Origin of the sequence: Halosimplex halophilum, from assembly GCF_004698125.1 — an archaeon.
Taxonomy (GTDB): Archaea; Halobacteriota; Halobacteria; order Halobacteriales; family Haloarculaceae; genus Halosimplex; species Halosimplex halophilum.
The window spans coordinates 1,011,414-1,028,473 of sequence record NZ_ML214297.1; the positions used below are offsets into that span (position 1 = coordinate 1,011,414).

Genomic DNA, 17,060 nt, shown 5'->3' on the forward strand with positions numbered 1-17,060 from the left:
CTGGTTGTGAACCGACGACGTTTCCTGACCACCGTGGGCGCGGGGGCCGCCGGACTCGTGGCCGGCTGTAGCGCCGAACCGACCGACGACGCGACCGCGACGGAGGGCGACTCGACCGACACACCCGGGAGCGGTTCGACCGCCACGGACGGCGACGGCACCGCGACCGAGACGGCCGACGGGACGGTGACCGGAACCGCCTCGGGCGGGACGCCGCTGCTGCGCGTGGGCACGTACCCCTCGTTCGTCGACGCGCCGAGTTCGAGCCCGGGCCCGTGGCTCAAGGAGCGCTTCGAGTCCGAGTACGACGCTGACCTGCAGTGGTTCGCGCCCGAGAGCAGCATGGACTACTTCCTCCAGCGGCGCCAGCAGGGCGTCAGCATCGACACCGACCTGTTCCTCGGGCTGACGCCGGAGAACCTCGTCAAGGCCGACCGCGGGGTCGGCGAGGGCGACTCGCTGTTCACCAGCGTCGACACGGGGGCGCTCTCGAACGCCGACGCGGTCGTCGACGACTACCGCTTCGACCCCCAGGAGCGGGCCATCCCCGTCGGCGCCTCCTACATCAGCCTCGTCTACAACCAGAACGCCCTCGACGAGCGCGGCGTCGACGCGCCCGAGACGTTCGACGAGCTGGCGAGCGACCCCTACGAGAACGGGCTGCTCGTGCCCAACCCGCAAAACAGCGAGACGGGCCTGGAGTTCATGTTCTGGACCATCGACCAGTTCGGCGAGGACGGCTACCTCGACTACTGGTCGGAGCTGATGGACAACGGGACGCGCGTCCTGCAGGACTGGGGGACCGCCTACGACGCCTACTCGAACGACGAGGCGCCGATGGTCGTCTCCTACTCGACGGACCAGGTGTACGCCGACCGCTACGACCAGGACATGGCCCGCCACCAGGTCGGGTTCCTCAACGATTCGGGCTACGCCTATCTGGAGGGGGCCGCACCGTTCACCGGCACCGACCGGATGGGGCTGGCGACGGAGTTCATCGACTTCGTCCTCCGGCCGGAGATCCAGGCGGAGATCGCCCAGCGCAACGTCGCGCTCCCGGCGGTCGACAACGCGGAGCTCCCCTCGGACTACTACGACCTCGTCTACGAGCCCGAGGAGATCGTCAGCTTCGGCTACGACGAGCTGATGGGCAACGTCGAGCCGTGGCTCAGCGACTGGTCGCGCCAGATCGCGACGCAGTAGATGCGGCCCGCCCGGGTCGTCGAACGGCTGAGCGCCCCTGCGCTGGCAGCCGCGACGCTCGCGCTGCTGGGGCTGATGTTCTTCTACCCGGTGGGGATCGTCCTCGTCGAGGCGGTCCGCGTCGACGGCGTCTACACCCTCGCGACCGTCGCCGAGGTGCTGCGCGACCCGTTCTACTTCGGCGTCGTCGCCCAGGCGCTGGACGACCCGGCCGTTATCGTGCGGTCGTTCCCCGACTACCGGCTGGGGCTGTTCGGATTCACCGCCTACCAGGCGCTGCTGTCGACGGTCGCCGCCGTCCTGCTGGGGCTGCCCGGCGCGTACGTCCTCGCCCGCTTCGAGTTCCCCGGCCGCCGGACGGTCCGCTCGCTGACGGCGCTCCCCTTTGTCATGCCGACGATCCTCGTCGCGATCGGGTTCGTCGCCACGTTCGGCGCGAACGGCGTCGTCACCGGGACGCTGCAGACGCTGGGGCTGCAGGTGTCCAGTTTCACGGGCACGCTCGGGATCATCGTCCTCGCCCACGCCTTCTACGACGCGCCGCTGGTCGCGCGGATCACCGCCGCGTCGTGGGAGGGCATCGACGCGGAGATGACCGAGACCGCCCGCTCGCTGGGCGCGTCGCCGCTGCGGGCGTTCTGGGACGTGGTGATCCCCCAGTTGCTCCCCGCGATCCTGACCGGCGCCCTGCTCACGTTCATCTTCTCGTTCATGTCGTTCGCCGTCGTGCTCGCGCTCGGCGGGCTCTCGCTGGCGACCGTCGAGGTGTGGGTCTACCACCGGATCAGCCAGCTCGACTACGGGACCGCCTCGACGCTCGCGACGATGGAGATGCTGTTCTCGCTGGCGCTGACCTACGCCTACCTGCGCTACGAGGCGCGCCAGCGGGCGACCGGCGCCGCGCGCCCGGCAGAGCGGGTCGACCTGTTCGGCCCGGCGACGAAACGGCGGCTGTTCGCCTGGGGCTACGCCGTCGTGGCCGTCGTCGTCTTCGTCGTCCCCATCGTCAGTCTGGTCTACAGCAGCGTCACCGGTCCCGAGGGGTTCACGCTCCGCAACTACCGCTTCCTGGTCGAGCGGCAGACCAGCGCCTACGCCTTCCAGGTCAAGCCGCTGACGGCCGTCACGAACTCCCTGATCTTCGGCGCGGGAACGCTTCTCCTGGCGGTCCCGATGGGCGTGTTCCTCGCCGTCGTCAGCACCCGACAGTTCCGCGGGCGCAAGCTGATCGACACGCTCTCGATGGCGCCGTTCGCCGTCAGCGGCGTCGTCGTCGGCCTGGGGCTGCTCCGCGGGTGGGTCTTCGGCACCGAAGCTTTCGGCTATCGGTTCACCGCCACGGGCGCGGTCGCCATCGTCGCCGCCCACGCCGTCGGCGCCTACCCGTTCGTCACGCGCAACGTCGCGCCCGCCCTCTCCGGCATCGACGACTCGGTCGTCGAGTCGGCGCGCTCGCTCGGGGCCTCCCGCGCCCGGGTGATGCTCGACATCGAACTCCCGCTGGTCGTCCCGGCCGTCCTCGCGGGGACCGCCTTCGCCTTCGCCATCAGCATCGGCGAGTTCGATTCGACGGTTATACTGGCCACCGGCGGCTCGGGCTACACCATGCCGGTCGCCATCGAGCGGTTCATCGGCCGACGGCTCGGCCCCGCGACCGCGATGGGCGTCGTCCTGCTCGTCGTGACGAGCGTGAGCTTCGTGGTAATCGACCGCCTCGGCGAGGGGAGTGGTTTCGGTGGTTGACCTGCAGCTCGACGGCGTCCGGAAGGCCTTCGACGACACCGTCGCGCTCGACGGCGTCACCCTCGACATCGCCGAGGGCGAGTTCTTCACGCTCGTCGGCCCCTCCGGGTGCGGGAAGACGACGACCCTCCGGACGATCGCCGGCCTCGAATCGCCCACCGCGGGCACCGTCCGCTTCGGCGGCGCGGACGTGGCCGGCGTCCCGACCGAGGAACGGGACGTGGGCATCGTCTTCCAGAACTACGCCCTGTTCCCCCACATGAGCGTCCGCGAGAACGTCGCCTACGGGCTGAAGTTCGCCGACCCGCCGGACGGCCAGTCGGTCGACGAACGTGTGGCCGACCTGCTGGAGCTGGTGGACCTCTCGGGCATGGGCGACCGCGAGCCCGACCAGCTCTCGGGCGGCCAGCAACAGCGGGTCGCGCTGGCCCGCGCGCTCGCGCCGGCGCCGGACGTGCTCCTGCTCGACGAGCCGATGTCGGCGCTGGACGCCCGCCTGCGCGAGACGTTGCGCCGGCAGGTCAAGCGCATCCAGACGGACCTGGGGGTGACCACCGTCTACGTCACCCACGACCAGGCGGAGGCGCTCGCGATCTCCGACCGCCTCGCCGTGATGAGCGACGGGACCGTCGAACAGGTCGGCACGCCGCGGGAGGTGTACGAGCGGCCCGCGACGGAGTTCGTCGCCTCGTTCGTCGGGGAGAACAACCTCTTCCGCGGCGAGGCGGTCGGCCGCGACGGCGACGGGACCACGGTAGCGGTCGACGGGACGGAGTTCCGGATCGACGACGGAGTCGGTGACGGGACGGGCGCGGCGAGCGATACAGTGACCTTCTGCGTCCGGCCGGAGGACCTGCGCGTGGGCGCCGACGCCAACCGCTTCGAGGTCGCGGTCGACACCGCGGAGTTCCTCGGCGAGACCACCCGCTACTACGCCGACTGGGGCGACCGGACCGTCGTCTTCCGGACGCCCGACCCTCACGACGGCGACGCGCTGACGCTCGGGTTCGACCCGGCCGACGCTCGGATAGTGTGAGCGGGCCGCATCGCCGCGCCGGAACAGACCGGGGGAGTTAACCGACGTATCGCCGTGCCATCGGGTATGATAACGCTCGCCTCGGACTTCCCGAGCCCGTACCCCGCGGCGATGCGGGGCGTGATCTGCTCCCGGTCGGACGCCCGGATCGAGGACATCGCCCACGACTTCCCGCGTCAGGACGTGCGCGCGGCGGCCTTCTGGCTGCGCGAGGTGCTGCCGTACTTCCCGCCGGCCACCCACTGCGTCGTCGTCGACCCCGGCGTCGGGACGGACCGCGCCGCCGTCGTCGTCGAGGCCGGCGACCACCGGATCGTCGCGCCCGACAACGGCGTCGCGATCCCGGTCGCCCGCGAACTCGCCGGCGGCGACGATACGGACGCCGCCGGCCGGGACTTCGGCGTGTGGCGGGTCGAGTACGAGGACGCCGAGACGGCGAGCAACACGTTCCACGGCCGCGACGTGTTCGCGCCCGCGGCTGCAGACGTACACGACGCGGGCGGCGCCGGCGACATCGACCGGTGTACCCGGACCGACGAGTGGGTGGACCTGACGTTCCCCGAGCCGGAGGTCACCGGCGCCGGAGCCCGCGGCGAAGTGCTCGTCGTCGACGGCTTCGGCAACGTCATCACGAACGTCCCCGGCGAGACGGTAGCCGACCGCGAGGCGGTCCGGGTCGACGGCGAGCCGGTCCCGGTCCGCGACGCCTACGCCGCCCGCGACCCCGGCGAGCGGCTCGTGACTGTCGGCAGCCACGGCAACGTCGAGTTCGCCGTGAACAGGGGCCGCGGCGACGAGGCGTTCGACCTCGGCGTCGGCGACGCCGTCTCGCTGGAGTGGTAGCCGGCACTGCCGCCGTCGGTGCCGCGAGCGCGGCGGTCGTCGCCCGCCGGTCAGTCGACGAACTCGCGGAGGTTCTCCAGGGTCTCCCGCCCGAGCCCGGCGACCGCCAGGAGCGCGTCGTCCGCCGCGCCGCGCACGTCGCTCTCCGTGACGTAGCCCGCGGTCCGGAGTTTCCCGGCGGTCTTCGGGCCGATGCCCGGGACCGCCTCGAAGGGGACCTCCGGGTCGGTATCGGGACCGGGGGCGTCGCCCGAACTGTCGCCGCTCCCGTCCGGATCACTGTCGTCCCGGTCGCGCTCCGGTTCGGCGAGCAAGTCCAGCGCCTCGCGGAGCGCGTCGGCCTTGTGTCTCGCCTTGCGGCCCTCCTCGCGCTCGTAGGCGGCAAGCCGTTCGCGGAGGCGGTCGTACTGGCCGGCGTCGCTCGGCGCCTCGGCGCCCGGCCGCGGGCGGTAGCGCGTCCCGAGTTCGGCGTCGAAGGCGTCGCGGCGGACGAGCGTCGTCCCGCCCGACTCGTCGCGCAGGAGCACCACCTGCGCGTCGGTGTAGATCACCTGCCGTCGCTCGGCGGTGCGCCGGTCTTCGAGGACGAGTCCGATCGCCGTGTCGATCCTGCTGGTTCTCGACGGATCGCGATGTGCGTCTGCCATGGTCGGGTTCGAAGCCGTGCCTGGTTGTTTCTCGGCGGCACGTACCCCGTACGATCACCACGCTATCGGGCGGTTTGGGCCTGTCGATTCGACGGTCTCGGTCGCCCGCCAGGCGAGTCAGAGCAGCGACGCGAGGTGTTCGGGATAGACGGTCACGTCGTCGAGCGCGTCGACCGGCGTCCAGACCGCTCTGTAGGTCTCGTCGGCCTCGGGCTCTCGCCCATCGAACTCGTCGCGCTCGTACGGCCACGACTCCGCGAGCGTGACGTCGTAGAGAAACCAGATCTCGTGACCCCGCCGACCCTCGAAGGTAAACGTGTTCTCCAGGGTCTCCAGCAGGTCGGCCTCGACGACCTCGACGTCGAGTTCCTCCTCGAACTCGCGGGCCAGCGCCTCGTCGCTCGACTCGCCGAACTCGATCCCGCCGCCGATGGGGCGATAGAACGTCTCGGTGCCGTCGCTGTCGTGCAGCCGACTCAGGAGCACCTCGTCCTCGCGACGGGGAACGCCGACCGCCACCGGTCGAATGTCGCGCCAGCTCATCGGCCGACCGCTACAGGTGTCGGTGGCATAGGCGTTCCGGGTAGGAGCCGACGAACCGCCGGATATGCGGACGCTGTCTTCGATGTCATACAGCGTGTACGCGGCGACGGCCGACCGTCCGACGACACGTATATTCGGCCGAGGGGCCTACGGAGGGGCGTGACTCGGCGAGTCCGGCTGGGGAGCGGGATCGAGGTGACGTTCGCGGGCGGCGAGCGGTTCGTCGCGGACGGGAGCGGCGACGCCGACGCGACGCTGGTGAGCCACGCACACGGCGACCACTACGCGGCCGGGTCGGCGGTCGTCGCCTCGGAGCTGACGACGGCACTGCTCGGCGCCCGGCGCGACGGCGCCGCCCCGACCGCGGTCGACCACCCCGCGGTCGAGCGGTTCCCCGCGGGCCACGTCGCGGGCTCGCGGGCGATGCGACTCACCGACCCGGAGACGGGGCGGCGGTACCTCTACACGGGCGACTGCTCGACGCGCGACCGCTTCCACCTCGACGGGTTCGACCCCGTCGCCGCCGACGTGCTGGTCGTCGAGACGACCTACGGGAAGCCCGAGTATCGGTTCCCGTCGACCGAGGAGACGGTCGAGGCGGTCCGGTCGTGGCTCGCGGCGACGACCGACCGGCCGGTCCTCCTGTTCGGCTACGCGCTGGGACGGGCCCAGAAGCTCCAGCGGATCCTCGCGGGCGCCGACCGGGAGCGGGTGTTCGTGACCGACGCCGTCGCCGACGTGAGCGACGTGATCGAGCGCCACCGCGACGTGACCTTCCCGGGGGAACGCTACGACGCCGAGGTGGAACTCCGGGCGGGCGACGCGCTCGTTCTCTCGGGCTCACCCCGGAGCCCGTGGGTCGAGTCGCTGGTCGAGTCGACCGGGGCTGCGACGGCCGGGTTCTCCGGGTGGGCCGTCGACGACTCGTTCGTCTACCGCCGGGGATTCGACGAGGGGTTCGTCCTCTCGGACCACCCCGACTACGACGAACTGCTCGGCCTCGTCGCCGCCGTCGACCCCGAGCAGGTCTACACCCAGCACGGCTTCGCCGACGCGTTCGCGACCGCCGTCACCTCGGAACTCGGGATCCCCGCGCAGTCGCTGAAGAAGAACCAGGCGACGCTGGGCGACTTCTGATCGTGGGACCGGTTGCCACGCCACGGCAACGCTCTTGACGGGCGCGGCCGACCCCCCGGACACGGCGATGGAGATCAGACACTTCTGCTGACCGGTCCACCGGTTTCGAGCGCGTCGCGCCTCGTGGATAGCGATCCACGGATCAGGCCCGCGCTCGTGGCCGTGTGTCGCCTCCGCGCTCACGCGCCGACGGCGTGACACCGCGGCGGCCCGCGACCGGCGAGTTCCGACGGTCCGATAGCTCGGCGGCCGTCCGGCGGCCGAGCGGCGGTATCGCCCGCAGACCGACACACCGACGGAGATATCCACACAGACATGAGACGACGGACGGGATCGACAGCGATCGTCGCGGCGCGAGCGGACGAGCGGCCGGTCGACACCGGCGAGATACGGGCGCTGACCGAGGCGGCGGGCTACGAGGTCCGCGGCGCGGTGACGCAGGCCCGCGCGGCGGACCCGGGGACGCACTTCGGGCGCGGAAAGGTCACCGAACTCTCGGCGCAGGTCGCGGAGGCCGACGCGGACCTGGTCGCCGTCGACGGGGAGCTGACGCCCCGACAGACGGCCGCCATCAGGGAGGCGCTGCCCGACGGGACGACCGTCTTCGACCGCTACCGGCTGGTGCTCGCCATCTTCGCCGACCGGGCGAGCACGCGCCGGGCGCAGCTGCAGACGGAGCTCGCCCGGCTCCGGTACGACCTCCCCCGGCTGAAGGCGCGCTCGGACGTGCAGGGGATGAACAGGCGCGTCGAGAAGGGGACGCCGGTCAACGGGGTGAAAAACCGGATCGCCGACCTCGAACGCAAGCTCTCGGACCTGCCGCACCCGGCCGAGCAGCACCGCGCCGAGCGCCGCGAGCAGGGGTTCGACCTGGTGACCCTCGCCGGCTACACGAACGCCGGCAAGTCGACGCTGTTGCGCCGGCTGGCCGACGACCTGGACCTCGACGCGGGCGAGGAGGCGGGCACGAACGGGCGCGACCCCCACCCCGACGCCGCGACGGAGACGGCGGCGGTGCGGGACCGGCTGTTCGAGACGCTGGAGACGACGACGCGGCGGGCGACGGTCGACGGCCGGCGGACCCTCTGTACCGACACCGTCGGGTTCGTCGCCGACCTCCCCCACTGGCTGGTCGAGTCGTTCAGCGAGACGCTGTCGGACGCCGCGGCCGCCGACGCGGTCGTGCTCGTCGCCGACGCGAGCGACGCGCCCCCGGCGTTGCGCGAGAAGGTCGGGGTCGCGCTCGACGTGCTGGCGGGCCAGGGCGTCGACGAGTCGGCGGTCGTCACGGCGCTGAACAAGGTCGACCTGCTCGACGGCGACGCGCCCGCCGAGCGCCGCGAGGCGGTCGCAGACCTCGCCCCGGAGCCGGTCGCGGTCAGCGTCCGCGAGGGGACGAACCTCGACCGCCTCCGCGCGGCGATCGCGGACCGGCTCCCGACCGAGCGCGCCGAGTTACGGCTCCCCAACCGCGACGAGGCGATGGGGATCGTCTCGCGGGCGTACGACCGCGCGGTCGTCGAGTCAATCGAGTACGGCGCAGAGACGGTCGCCCTGTCGGTCCGCGGGCGGCCGGCGATAGTCGAACAGCTGCGCGCCGACGCCGAGGCGCTCGGCGAGTAGCCTCGGCGGTGGGACCGCGCTGGGGGCGCCGGGACGGGCCCCGCGAGCGGCTACGCCGGCCGCGCTCGCAGCGAGAAGGTCAGCGGGATCGGGTCCCCCGGGAGTCGCCAGCGACCGGCGTCGTCGCGCACCATCCGCTCCCACCGCCGCCAGTAGTCGAAGGGGTGCTCCCGGAGGAACTCGACCCGCAGCCCGGCCGACGTGAGCGCCGTGACCACGTCGCCGAGCCGGTGGTGGGTCAGGTAGTGGCGCTCGTCCGCGCCGAAATCGGACTCGGTTCGCTCGCGCGGCCCCGTCTCGAAGTACGAACGCCCGACTCCCAGGTCGCCGTCGAACGAGTGGACGAGCGGGTGACCCTCGAAGAGGTAGAAGACCCCGTCGCCGGCGAGCGAGCGCGCGACCGCGTCGGCCCACCCGTCCAGGTCGGGGAGCCAGCCGAGCACGCCGCGGGAGGTGTAGACCACGTCGAACCGGCGGTCGAGCGCGTCGGCGGCGTCGTAGACGTTGCACTGGACGAACGCGGCGTCCAGCCCCGACTCGGCGGCCAACTCGCGGGCGACACGCAGGCTCTCGCCGGAGATGTCGATACCCACGGGTTCGGCGCCCTCCCGCGCCCACGAGAGGGTCTCCAGGCCGTTGTTGCACTGGAGGTGCAGCAGCGACCGGCCGGAGACCGCGCCGACGTCCTCGCGTTCGTGGTCGAACAGCGTCGACTCGCCCGCCCGGAACGCCGCCAGCGGGTAGCTGCCGTGGGCCATCTTCCGCGGCGTCGAGTGGTCCCAGTAGCGCCGGTTCGCCGCGAAGACCGTCTCGGGGTCCTGGGCCATGCCGGAGACAGACCGCGCCGCGGCTTATACTCCCGGGCGAGGAGGGGCCGACCGCCCGTCCGGCCTCCGAGGTGCCAACGCTCTTGCGACTGGGGGCCGGAACGCCGGTATGACCGGTCGACCTGCGCGACTCGCCGCGGTCCTCGCAGTGACGGTCCTGGCGGCCCTGAGCGGCTGCGCGGGGTTCTCGGTGTCGGTGGGCGAGGAGACCACCACGGGACCGACCGCCGCGGCGCCCGAGGTCGCGAACGGGACGGCGGTGACGGTGGTCGAGGTGGTCGACGGGGACACCGTCGACGTGCGCTACGCCAACGGGTCGACGGACACGGTGCGGCTGCTGGGCGTGGACACGCCGGAGGTGTACGCCGACAACGACCCCGCCGAGTTCGAGGGGGTGCCGAACAACGAGACGGGCCGGGCCTGCCTCGAAGCCGCGGGCGAGGACGCCAGCGCGTTCGCCGAGCGGTGGCTGGCCGGCGAGCGGGTGACCCTGGTCACCGACCCGGCGGCCGACCGGCGGGACCGCTACGGCCGGCTGCTGGCGTACGTCCACGTGAACGCGAGCGGCGCGAACGGGACCGCGATGGCGACTCCGAACGGTACCGCAACGAACGGAACCGCAGCGACCGCGACCAACCGCACGGACTTCACCTACCGGCTGGTGGCGACCGGTCACGCCCGCGTCTACGACAGCACGTTCCGGCGGTCCGACCGGTACTACGCGGCCGAGGCCGACGCACAGAGCGACCGTCGCGGGCTGTGGCGCTGCCGGGATCCGGACGCGACCGTACCGGCCACCGGCGACGCGGACGGCCCGGTCGCCACGTCCTCGGCGGGGCTGGCCGTCGAGCGGGTCCACGCCGACGCGGCGGGCAACGACCACGAGAACCCCAACGACGAGTACGTCGTCTTCGGGAACGACGGCGAGGGGCGGCTGGAGGTGGGCGGCTGGACGGTCAGCGACGAGGCCGACCACACGTACACGTTCCCCGCGGGATTCGCCCTCGAACCGGGCGAGACCGTGACGCTCCGGACGGGAGAGGGGGAGGACACCGCCGACACGCTCTACTGGGGCAGCGACTCGGCGGTCTGGAACAACGGCGGCGACACGGTGGTCGTCGCCCGCGACGGCGAGACGGTGCTGCGGTACGCGTACGGCTGAGCGACCCGGGGTCCGCGACGGTCGAGCGGCGGCGGTCTGGCTGTCCGCCGCTTCGTCACCGCTAGAGCCAACTGTGTCCCGCCGCAGGGATCGCTATGGACCTCCCACCGGTCGGACTCGGCACGATGGGGATCGACGACCCCGGGGCGGTCGAGACGGCGGTCGACGTGGGGTATCGCCACCTCGACACGGCACAGATCTACGGCAACGAGGCGGTCGTCGGCGAGGGGATCGCCGCGAGCGACACCCCCCGCGAGGAGCTCACGATCGCGACGAAGCTCTGGGTCGACTCGCTGGCCGCGGGGGACGTGGCGCCCGCCGCGGCGGCGAGTCTGGACCGGCTCGGCCTCGGCTCGGTCGACCTGCTGTACGTCCACCGCCCGCGCGGCGACTACGACCCCGAACGGACCCTGCCCGCGCTGGACGGACTCGTCGACGACGGCCTCGTCGAGGGCGTCGGCCTCTCGAACTTCGAGCCGGACCAGCTGGAACGTGCCCGGGAGGTGCTCGACGCGCCGGTCGCCGCCCACCAGGTCGAGTTCCACCCCTACTTCGGGAACCGCGAGCTGCTGGCCGACGCGCGGGACCACGGCTACCCGCTGGTGGCCTACTCGCCGCTGATCGGCGGCGAGGCGTTCGACGATCCCGTGCTGACCGAGATCGCCGCGGCCCACGACACCTCGCCGGCGGCGGTGGCCATCGCGTGGGCGCTCGCCCACGAGAACGTCGTCACCATCCCGAAGGCCTCCTCGGAGGAGCACCTGCGAGCGAACCTGGCGGCGCGGTCGCTGGAGCTTTCGTCCGCGGAGATCGAACGCATCGACGACATCGACCGCGAGCGGGAACTGTACCCCGAATGAGTATGCGCGCAGTCGTCCTCGCCGAGCACGGCGAACCGCTCGAACTCCGCGACGTGGCCGAGCCCGAACCCGACCCGGACGGCGTCGTCGTCGAGACGGAGGCCTGCGGTATCTGCCGCAGCGACTGGCACGCCTGGCAGGGCCACGGCGACTGGGTCGACGACCGCGTCCCGACGGGACAGGTCCTCGGCCACGAGCCGGTGGGAACCGTCCGCGAGGTCGGCGCCGACGTGGAGACGGTCGCGGTCGGCGACCGCGTGGTCGTCCCGTTCAGCCTCGCCGACGGCACGTGTCCGGCCTGCCGGGCGGGCCGACAGAACTACTGCGAAGGGGCGACCGCGCTGGGGTTCGGCCCCGAGGCGCCGGGCGCGTTCGCCGAGCGGTTCCACGTCCCCGCGGCCGACGTGAACGCCGTCGCGCTCCCCGAGGGCGTCTCGGCCGTCGCCGCCGCGAGCATGGGCTGTCGGTTCGTCACCGCCTTCGAGGCGCTGGACGCGACCGCCGACGCGGGCGGCGGCGACGTGGTCGCCGTCGTGGGCTGCGGCGGCGTCGGCCTCTCGGCCGTCCAGATCGCCGCCGCGCTCGGCGCCACCCCCGTCGCCGTCGACGTGCGCGAGGCGCCGCTGGAGCTGGCCGCCGAGACCGGCGCCGCGGCGACGCTGAACGCCGAGGAAGTCGACGCTCCCGAACGCGTCCGCGACCGGTTCGGCGGCGCGGACGTATCGATAGACGCGCTCGGGTCGGGCGAGACGTTCCGGACGGCCGTCGACTCGCTGGGGAGCGGCGGCACGCACGTCCAGGTGGGGCTGACCGGCGACGAGGACCGCGGCGAGGTCTCCCTGCCGGTCGACCGCCTCGTGCAGGACGACCTGACCGTCGCCGGCTCGCGCGGCATGCCCCCGCGGCGGTACGACGACATCTTCGCGATGGTCGCCGCCGGCCAACTCGACCCCGGGGCGCTCGTCACCGACCGCGTCGCGCTGGCGGACGTGCCCGACCGGCTGGCGGCGATGAGCGAGTTCGACACCGTCGGCGTCGAGGTCGTCACCGACTTCTGAGCGGACCGAACCGCGCGACCGCTCGGCGGTGCCGCTCGGCGCACGACACTGGCAACTATCCGGTCCGTATCGGCGCGTAGCCGACGAGCGACGGGCGCGTTTCCGGCGTCGAACCGGGACGTATTGTCAGCGAATGATCGCTTCGCTTATACGGGTTAGTCCGCTCTTCCCCACGACGACGACCGCGGGGCGAGTCGCCTCGCGGCCCTTCGCACTATCATGACACGGCAACTACTCTCCGAACGGGAACGGACAGGGGGCGATCCGGGTGGACGCGCGCGGGCGGACGGGGTGAGTCACGACGGATGAGTATGGAGCGCCGCGCCGGCGAGGACGGGGGCCGGCCGCTCGGGCTGGACAACGGGACCGAGGCGCTCAGGGAGAGCCCGGAGTTCCGCGGGCCCATCGAGCCGCTGGACGGCCACGACCACGCCAACGACCACTTCGCGCTCGTCTACGAGGGCCGCGACGAGCAGTTCGCGGCGGCGGTGCCGTTCCTCCGCCAGGGGCTCGAACGCGGCGAGAAGTGCATGTACGTCGGCGACGAGGCGTCGCTGTCGACCGTGGCGGACCTGCTCCGCGAGCGCGGCATCGACGTCGACGGCGCCGTCGAGTCGGGCGCGCTCGTCTTCGAGAGCACCCAGAACACGTACTTGCGCGAGGAGTCGTTCGACCCCGAGTCGATGATGGAGGTCTACGAGGCCGAGATCGAGGGGGCCACCGCGGAGTTCGACGCGCTCCGGCTGGTAGCCGACATGGAGTGGATCGTAGAGGCGGACGTCCCCGTCGAGACGGTCATGGAGTACGAGAGCCGGGTGAACGCGCTGTTCGACGACACCGATGCCATCGCGATGTGCCAGTACGACCGCGAGCGGTTCCCGGCCGACGCCCTGGTCGACGTGGTCCGCGTCCACCCCCACCTCATCTCCGACACGACGGTCTGTCACAACGTCTACTACACGCCCCCCGAGGAGTTCTGCGGCCCCGACCGGCCCGAGAACGAACTCGACCGGATGCTGGGGACGCTGCGCGAGCGGGCGCGAGCGAAGGCGTCGCTGCGCGACCAGACCGCCGTCATGCGCGAGCAACACGAGATCATCTCGCGGTCGGACCGGTCGTTCGAGCGGAAGCTCCGGCGGCTGTTCGAGCTGGGGTGCGAGCGGTTCGGCCTCGACCTCGGCGCGATGGCACGGGTCGACCGCGAGAGCGATACCTTCGAGGTCGAGCACGTCAGCGGGGACCACGAACGGTTCCAGCCCGGCCTGGAGTTGCCGCTGTCGGAGACCTACTGCGCGGCGACGGCCGACGAGCGCGGCGTCGTCGGCGTCGACGACCCCGAGGCGGCCGGGTTCGCCGACGCGGTCGCCCGCCGCGAGCTGGGCGTCGAGGCCTACCTCGGCACCCACGTCGCGGTCGAGGGCGGCGACGACCGGACGTTCTTCTTCCTCTCGGAGCGGCCCCGGGAACGCCCGTTCTCCGACGAGGAGCGGACCTTCCAGCGGCTCATGGGCCAGTGGATCGAGTACGAGCTCGGCCGTCGCCGGCGCGAGGCGTTCCAGCGGGAGCTGTACGAGGTCACGGCCGACGGCGACCTGTCCTTCGAGGGGAAGCTCCGACGGCTGCTCGAACTCGGCCGCGCGCGGTTCGACCTGGAGGTCGGGTTCCTGTCGCGCGTGACCGGCGACCGCTTCGAGATCGTCGACGCGGTCGGCTCCCACGAGCTGATCCAGTCGGAGGTGACCGCTGACCTCTCGGAGACGTACTGCCGCCGCGTCGTCAAGAACGACGGGCCCGTCGCCGTCGCCGACGCGCCCGCGGCGGGCTGGGCGGACGACTCGGCCCACGGGACCGACGGCCTCGACAGCTACGTCGGGACGACGGTGACCGTCGGCGGCGACCGCTACGGGACGCTGTGTTTCGCCGCCCGCGAGGCGCGCGACCGGCCCTTTTCCGACGCCGAGCGGACCTTCCTGGAGCTAACCGCCCAGTGGGTCAGCTACGAGCTGGAGCGCGAGCAGCGCCAGGCCCAGCTGGCCGCGCTCAACGAGCTGAGCCGCGACCTGATGGACGCCGAGACCGGGGCGGCGATCGCCGAGACGGCCGTCGACCACGCCGCCGAGCGGCTCGAACTCCCGCTGACGGCGGTGGTCAGCTACGACAGGGACGAGGGCCGCCTGGAGACCGCCGCGCGGACCGACCGCGCGGTCGACGAACTCCCGACGGCCGCGCTGAGCGAGACGCCGTCGGGGCCGCTCTGGAAGGCGTTCACCGCGGGCGAGACGCGGGTCGTCGACGACGTGGACGCCTCGGGGACCGGCGACGACGTGACGGCGGTCGCCGCGGTGCCGCTGGGCTCCCACGGCGTGTTCGTCACCGCGACCGAAGCGTCGGCGGGGTTCTGCGACGCCGAACTGGAGTTCGTCGAGACGACGGCCGCGACCGTCGAGACGGCCTGCGGCCGGGCCGACCGCGAGCGGCTCCTCGCGGAGCGCGAACGGACCCTGGAGGAGCAAAACGAGTCGCTCGCACGGCTCAACCGCATCAACGACACCATCCGCTCGATCGGGCGGTCGCTCGTGGGGGCGTCGACCCGCGGGGAGATCGAGCGGGTCGTCTGCGAGCAGCTGGCCGACGTGGGGCCGTACGAGCTGGCGTGGATCGGGGACCACGACTCGGTCACCGACGAGATCACGCCCCGAGAGTGGGCCGGCGCCGAGAAGGGGTACCTCGACGCGGTGACCGTCACGGCCGACGAAGACACGACCGGGCGGGGCCCCGCCGGACGGGCCGTCCGGACGCGCGATCCCCAGGTCGTCGACAACATCGTCGAGGACCCGGACTTCGAGCCGTGGCGCCAGGCGGCGCTGACCCGCGGGTACCACGCCTCGATCGCGCTGCCGCTCGTCTACGACGGCGCGCTCTACGGCGTGCTCAACGTCTACGCCAACCAGCCCAGCGTGTTCGACGAGCTGGAGCGGTCGGTGCTGTCCGAGCTGGGCGACACCATCGCCTACGCCGTCAACGCCGTCGAGAGCAAGCGGTCGCTGGTCAGCGACGAGGTGACCGAACTGGAGTTCGCGGTCGGCGACGACGACCTGGGCATCGTCGAGGTCGTCCGCGAGACGGGCTGCGAGCTCGCGCTGGAGGGGATCGTCCCCGCCCCGGACGGCCGCCCGCGGGTGTTCGCCTCGACGCGGGGCGTCCCGGTCGAGGAACTGCGCGCGGCCGCGCCCGACCTGGCGACGACCGACGTGTCGCTCGTCTCCGAGTACGAGGCCGACGACGGGCCGGTCTGTCTGTTCGAGGCGACGCTGGGCGAGCGGAGCCTCTGCGAGACGGCCCGCCGCCACGGGGGGCGCCCGCGGCGGCTGACGGTCGAGGACGGCATCGCGAGCCTCGTCGTCGAGCTCGGCGCCGACGCGGACGTTCGGGGGTTCGTCGAGGCCTTCGGCGGCGCCTACGCGGACACGGAGCTGGTCGCCCAGCGGAGCCGCGAGCGGCCGCGCCGGTCGCCGACCGAACTGCGCGCGACGCTGACGGCGGAACTCACCGAGCGACAGCTGGAGGTGTTGCAGACGGCCTACTTCGGCGGGTACTTCGACTCGCCGCGCGCCCAGACCGGCAGCGAGGTCGCCGAGTCGCTGGACATCTCGCAACCGACGTTCAACACGCACGTCCGCACCGCCCACCGCAAGCTCTGTCGGCAACTGTTCGAGGCGGGCGCACAGGACGGGTGAGTCACCGCTCGCGCCAGGCGGTCAGACAGCCGTCGTCGCAAAAGGAGACGACCGAGACCGATCCCCCCTCGATGCGGGTCGTCGCCGGGAACCACCCTGGGCCCGACAGGCGCGCGCCGCAGTGCGCGCAGGTCTCGAAGGGGCCCTCGTCGGCGGGGGCGGCCACGGCTTACCCCAGTACCTGGTCGGCGTCACCGTCGCCGACGGTCACCGCGTCGAGGCGGACCTCCCCGTCGCCGGACACGGTCACTCCGTACCCGTAGTACTCGAAGGAGACGCGCGTCTCCCCCCCGTCGGACGGCTCGCTGGTCCGGTAGAACGCGTCGAGCGCCTCCGGGTCGACGGCCTCGTAGAGCGGCGTCGAGATGTCGAGCACGCCCACCCCAGCCCGCTCGGCGACCGCGTCGAGGACGGCCTCGCTGGCGGTCTGGTCGTCGTCGATCCGGTAGGTGAACGCCGTGCCGATGGATGGCTGCATCATCTACTAGGTCCCAGGGGATACCGCCCCATAGCCGTTGTATCTCAGTGTGAAGCGTCGGCCCGAACCGGCGGCTATCAGTCTAGAAGGGACCGCGTCCCCGTCGCGTCCGCGGGTCCCGGCCACAAGACCAATGTGGGTACCAGTCGTTCCCGCAACACGA

General features: G+C 72.2%; 15 protein-coding genes. 10 read left to right on the forward strand and 5 right to left on the reverse strand.

The features are described 5' to 3' along the window. Positions 1–6: 6 nt before the first annotated feature. From E3328_RS05110 to E3328_RS05125, 4 genes are all read left to right on the forward strand, one after another. Complete coding sequence (locus tag E3328_RS05110; RefSeq protein ID WP_135363527.1) at positions 7–1,203, forward strand: thiamine ABC transporter substrate-binding protein; 1,197 nt, start codon at positions 7–9, stop codon at positions 1,201–1,203. Then, entirely contained in the window at positions 1,204–2,946 is a 1,743-nt protein-coding gene (locus E3328_RS05115) for an ABC transporter permease (RefSeq protein WP_135363528.1), read from the forward strand. After that, a complete protein-coding gene (locus tag E3328_RS05120; RefSeq protein ID WP_135363529.1) occupies positions 2,939–3,982 on the forward strand; it encodes an ABC transporter ATP-binding protein in 1,044 nt (347 codons plus the stop codon). Before E3328_RS05115 ends, E3328_RS05120 begins: the two co-directional genes overlap by 8 nt. 66 nt (positions 3,983–4,048) lie before the next feature. After that, positions 4,049–4,825: an SAM hydrolase/SAM-dependent halogenase family protein gene (locus E3328_RS05125; protein WP_135363530.1), complete on the forward strand. Its 777-nt coding sequence runs from the start codon at positions 4,049–4,051 to the stop codon at positions 4,823–4,825. 50 nt (positions 4,826–4,875) lie between these two features. On the opposite strand, the gene E3328_RS05130 is transcribed toward E3328_RS05125, so the two are convergent. Further along, a complete protein-coding gene (locus tag E3328_RS05130) occupies positions 4,876–5,472 on the reverse strand; it encodes a helix-hairpin-helix domain-containing protein (RefSeq protein ID WP_135363531.1) in 597 nt (198 codons plus the stop codon). Positions 5,473–5,589: 117 nt separating this feature from the next. Beyond that, positions 5,590–6,015, reverse strand: coding sequence for an NUDIX domain-containing protein (locus tag E3328_RS05135; RefSeq protein WP_135363532.1), 426 nt, complete (start codon positions 6,013–6,015; stop codon positions 5,590–5,592). A gap of 159 nt (positions 6,016–6,174) precedes the next feature. Between E3328_RS05135 and E3328_RS05140 the strand changes: the two genes are divergently transcribed. Together E3328_RS05140 and hflX are read left to right on the forward strand one after the other, a co-directional pair. Further along, on the forward strand, positions 6,175–7,152 hold the full coding sequence (locus E3328_RS05140) for an mRNA 3'-end processing factor (RefSeq protein ID WP_135363533.1): 978 nt from the start codon (positions 6,175–6,177) through the stop codon (positions 7,150–7,152). Positions 7,153–7,467: 315 nt separating this feature from the next. Next, positions 7,468–8,775 carry a GTPase HflX gene (gene hflX, locus E3328_RS05145; RefSeq protein ID WP_135363534.1) on the forward strand — a complete coding sequence of 436 codons (1,308 nt, stop codon included), beginning with the start codon at positions 7,468–7,470 and terminating at the stop codon, positions 8,773–8,775. A gap of 50 nt (positions 8,776–8,825) precedes the next feature. Here hflX and E3328_RS05150 read toward each other — a convergent pair whose 3' ends face one another. After that, a complete protein-coding gene (locus E3328_RS05150) occupies positions 8,826–9,602 on the reverse strand; it encodes a class I SAM-dependent methyltransferase (RefSeq protein ID WP_135363535.1) in 777 nt (258 codons plus the stop codon). 109 nt (positions 9,603–9,711) lie between these two features. Here E3328_RS05150 and E3328_RS05155 point away from each other — a divergent pair, with 109 nt between their 5' ends. From E3328_RS05155 to E3328_RS05170, 4 genes are all read left to right on the forward strand, one after another. Further along, the gene (locus tag E3328_RS05155; protein WP_135363536.1) at positions 9,712–10,764 is read left to right on the forward strand and encodes a lamin tail domain-containing protein; all 1,053 of its coding nucleotides are present in this window, start codon (positions 9,712–9,714) and stop codon (positions 10,762–10,764) included. A 95-nt stretch (positions 10,765–10,859) separates the two neighbouring features. After that, positions 10,860–11,624 (forward strand): aldo/keto reductase, encoded by a 765-nt coding sequence (locus E3328_RS05160; RefSeq protein ID WP_135363537.1) that lies wholly within the window; start codon positions 10,860–10,862, stop codon positions 11,622–11,624. Positions 11,625–11,626: 2 nt separating this feature from the next. Further along, positions 11,627–12,682, forward strand: a complete 1,056-nt coding sequence (locus E3328_RS05165; protein ID WP_135364676.1) for a zinc-binding dehydrogenase — start codon at positions 11,627–11,629, stop codon at positions 12,680–12,682. Positions 12,683–12,993: 311 nt separating this feature from the next. Then, a complete protein-coding gene (locus E3328_RS05170; protein WP_167837305.1) occupies positions 12,994–16,419 on the forward strand; it encodes an MEDS domain-containing protein in 3,426 nt (1,141 codons plus the stop codon). A 1-nt stretch (position 16,420) separates the two neighbouring features. On the opposite strand, the gene E3328_RS21785 is transcribed toward E3328_RS05170, so the two are convergent. Together E3328_RS21785 and E3328_RS05175 are read right to left on the reverse strand one after the other, a co-directional pair. After that, complete coding sequence (locus E3328_RS21785; RefSeq protein WP_167837306.1) at positions 16,421–16,585, reverse strand: DUF7576 family protein; 165 nt, start codon at positions 16,583–16,585, stop codon at positions 16,421–16,423. 3 nt (positions 16,586–16,588) lie between these two features. Further along, positions 16,589–16,900 carry a HalOD1 output domain-containing protein gene (locus tag E3328_RS05175; protein WP_209452135.1) on the reverse strand — a complete coding sequence of 104 codons (312 nt, stop codon included), beginning with the start codon at positions 16,898–16,900 and terminating at the stop codon, positions 16,589–16,591. Positions 16,901–17,060 lie beyond the last annotated feature (160 nt).

Excerpts from the sequence above, each read along its gene's own strand:
- E3328_RS05115 (WP_135363528.1), top strand. The coding sequence starts at position 1,204 with ATGCGGCCCGCCCGGGTCGTCGAACGGCTGAGCGCCCCTGCGCTGGCA.
- E3328_RS05125 (WP_135363530.1), top strand. The coding sequence starts at position 4,049 with ATGATAACGCTCGCCTCGGACTTCCCGAGCCCGTACCCCGCGGCGATG.
- E3328_RS05130 (WP_135363531.1), bottom strand. The coding sequence starts at position 5,472 with ATGGCAGACGCACATCGCGATCCGTCGAGAACCAGCAGGATCGACACG.
- E3328_RS05135 (WP_135363532.1), bottom strand. The coding sequence starts at position 6,015 with ATGAGCTGGCGCGACATTCGACCGGTGGCGGTCGGCGTTCCCCGTCGC.
- hflX (WP_135363534.1), top strand. The coding sequence starts at position 7,468 with ATGAGACGACGGACGGGATCGACAGCGATCGTCGCGGCGCGAGCGGAC.
- E3328_RS05150 (WP_135363535.1), bottom strand. The coding sequence starts at position 9,602 with ATGGCCCAGGACCCCGAGACGGTCTTCGCGGCGAACCGGCGCTACTGG.
- E3328_RS05155 (WP_135363536.1), top strand. The coding sequence starts at position 9,712 with ATGACCGGTCGACCTGCGCGACTCGCCGCGGTCCTCGCAGTGACGGTC.
- E3328_RS05160 (WP_135363537.1), top strand. The coding sequence starts at position 10,860 with ATGGACCTCCCACCGGTCGGACTCGGCACGATGGGGATCGACGACCCC.
- E3328_RS05165 (WP_135364676.1), top strand. The coding sequence starts at position 11,627 with ATGCGCGCAGTCGTCCTCGCCGAGCACGGCGAACCGCTCGAACTCCGC.
- E3328_RS05170 (WP_167837305.1), top strand. The coding sequence starts at position 12,994 with ATGGAGCGCCGCGCCGGCGAGGACGGGGGCCGGCCGCTCGGGCTGGAC.
- E3328_RS05175 (WP_209452135.1), bottom strand. The coding sequence starts at position 16,900 with ATGATGCAGCCATCCATCGGCACGGCGTTCACCTACCGGATCGACGAC.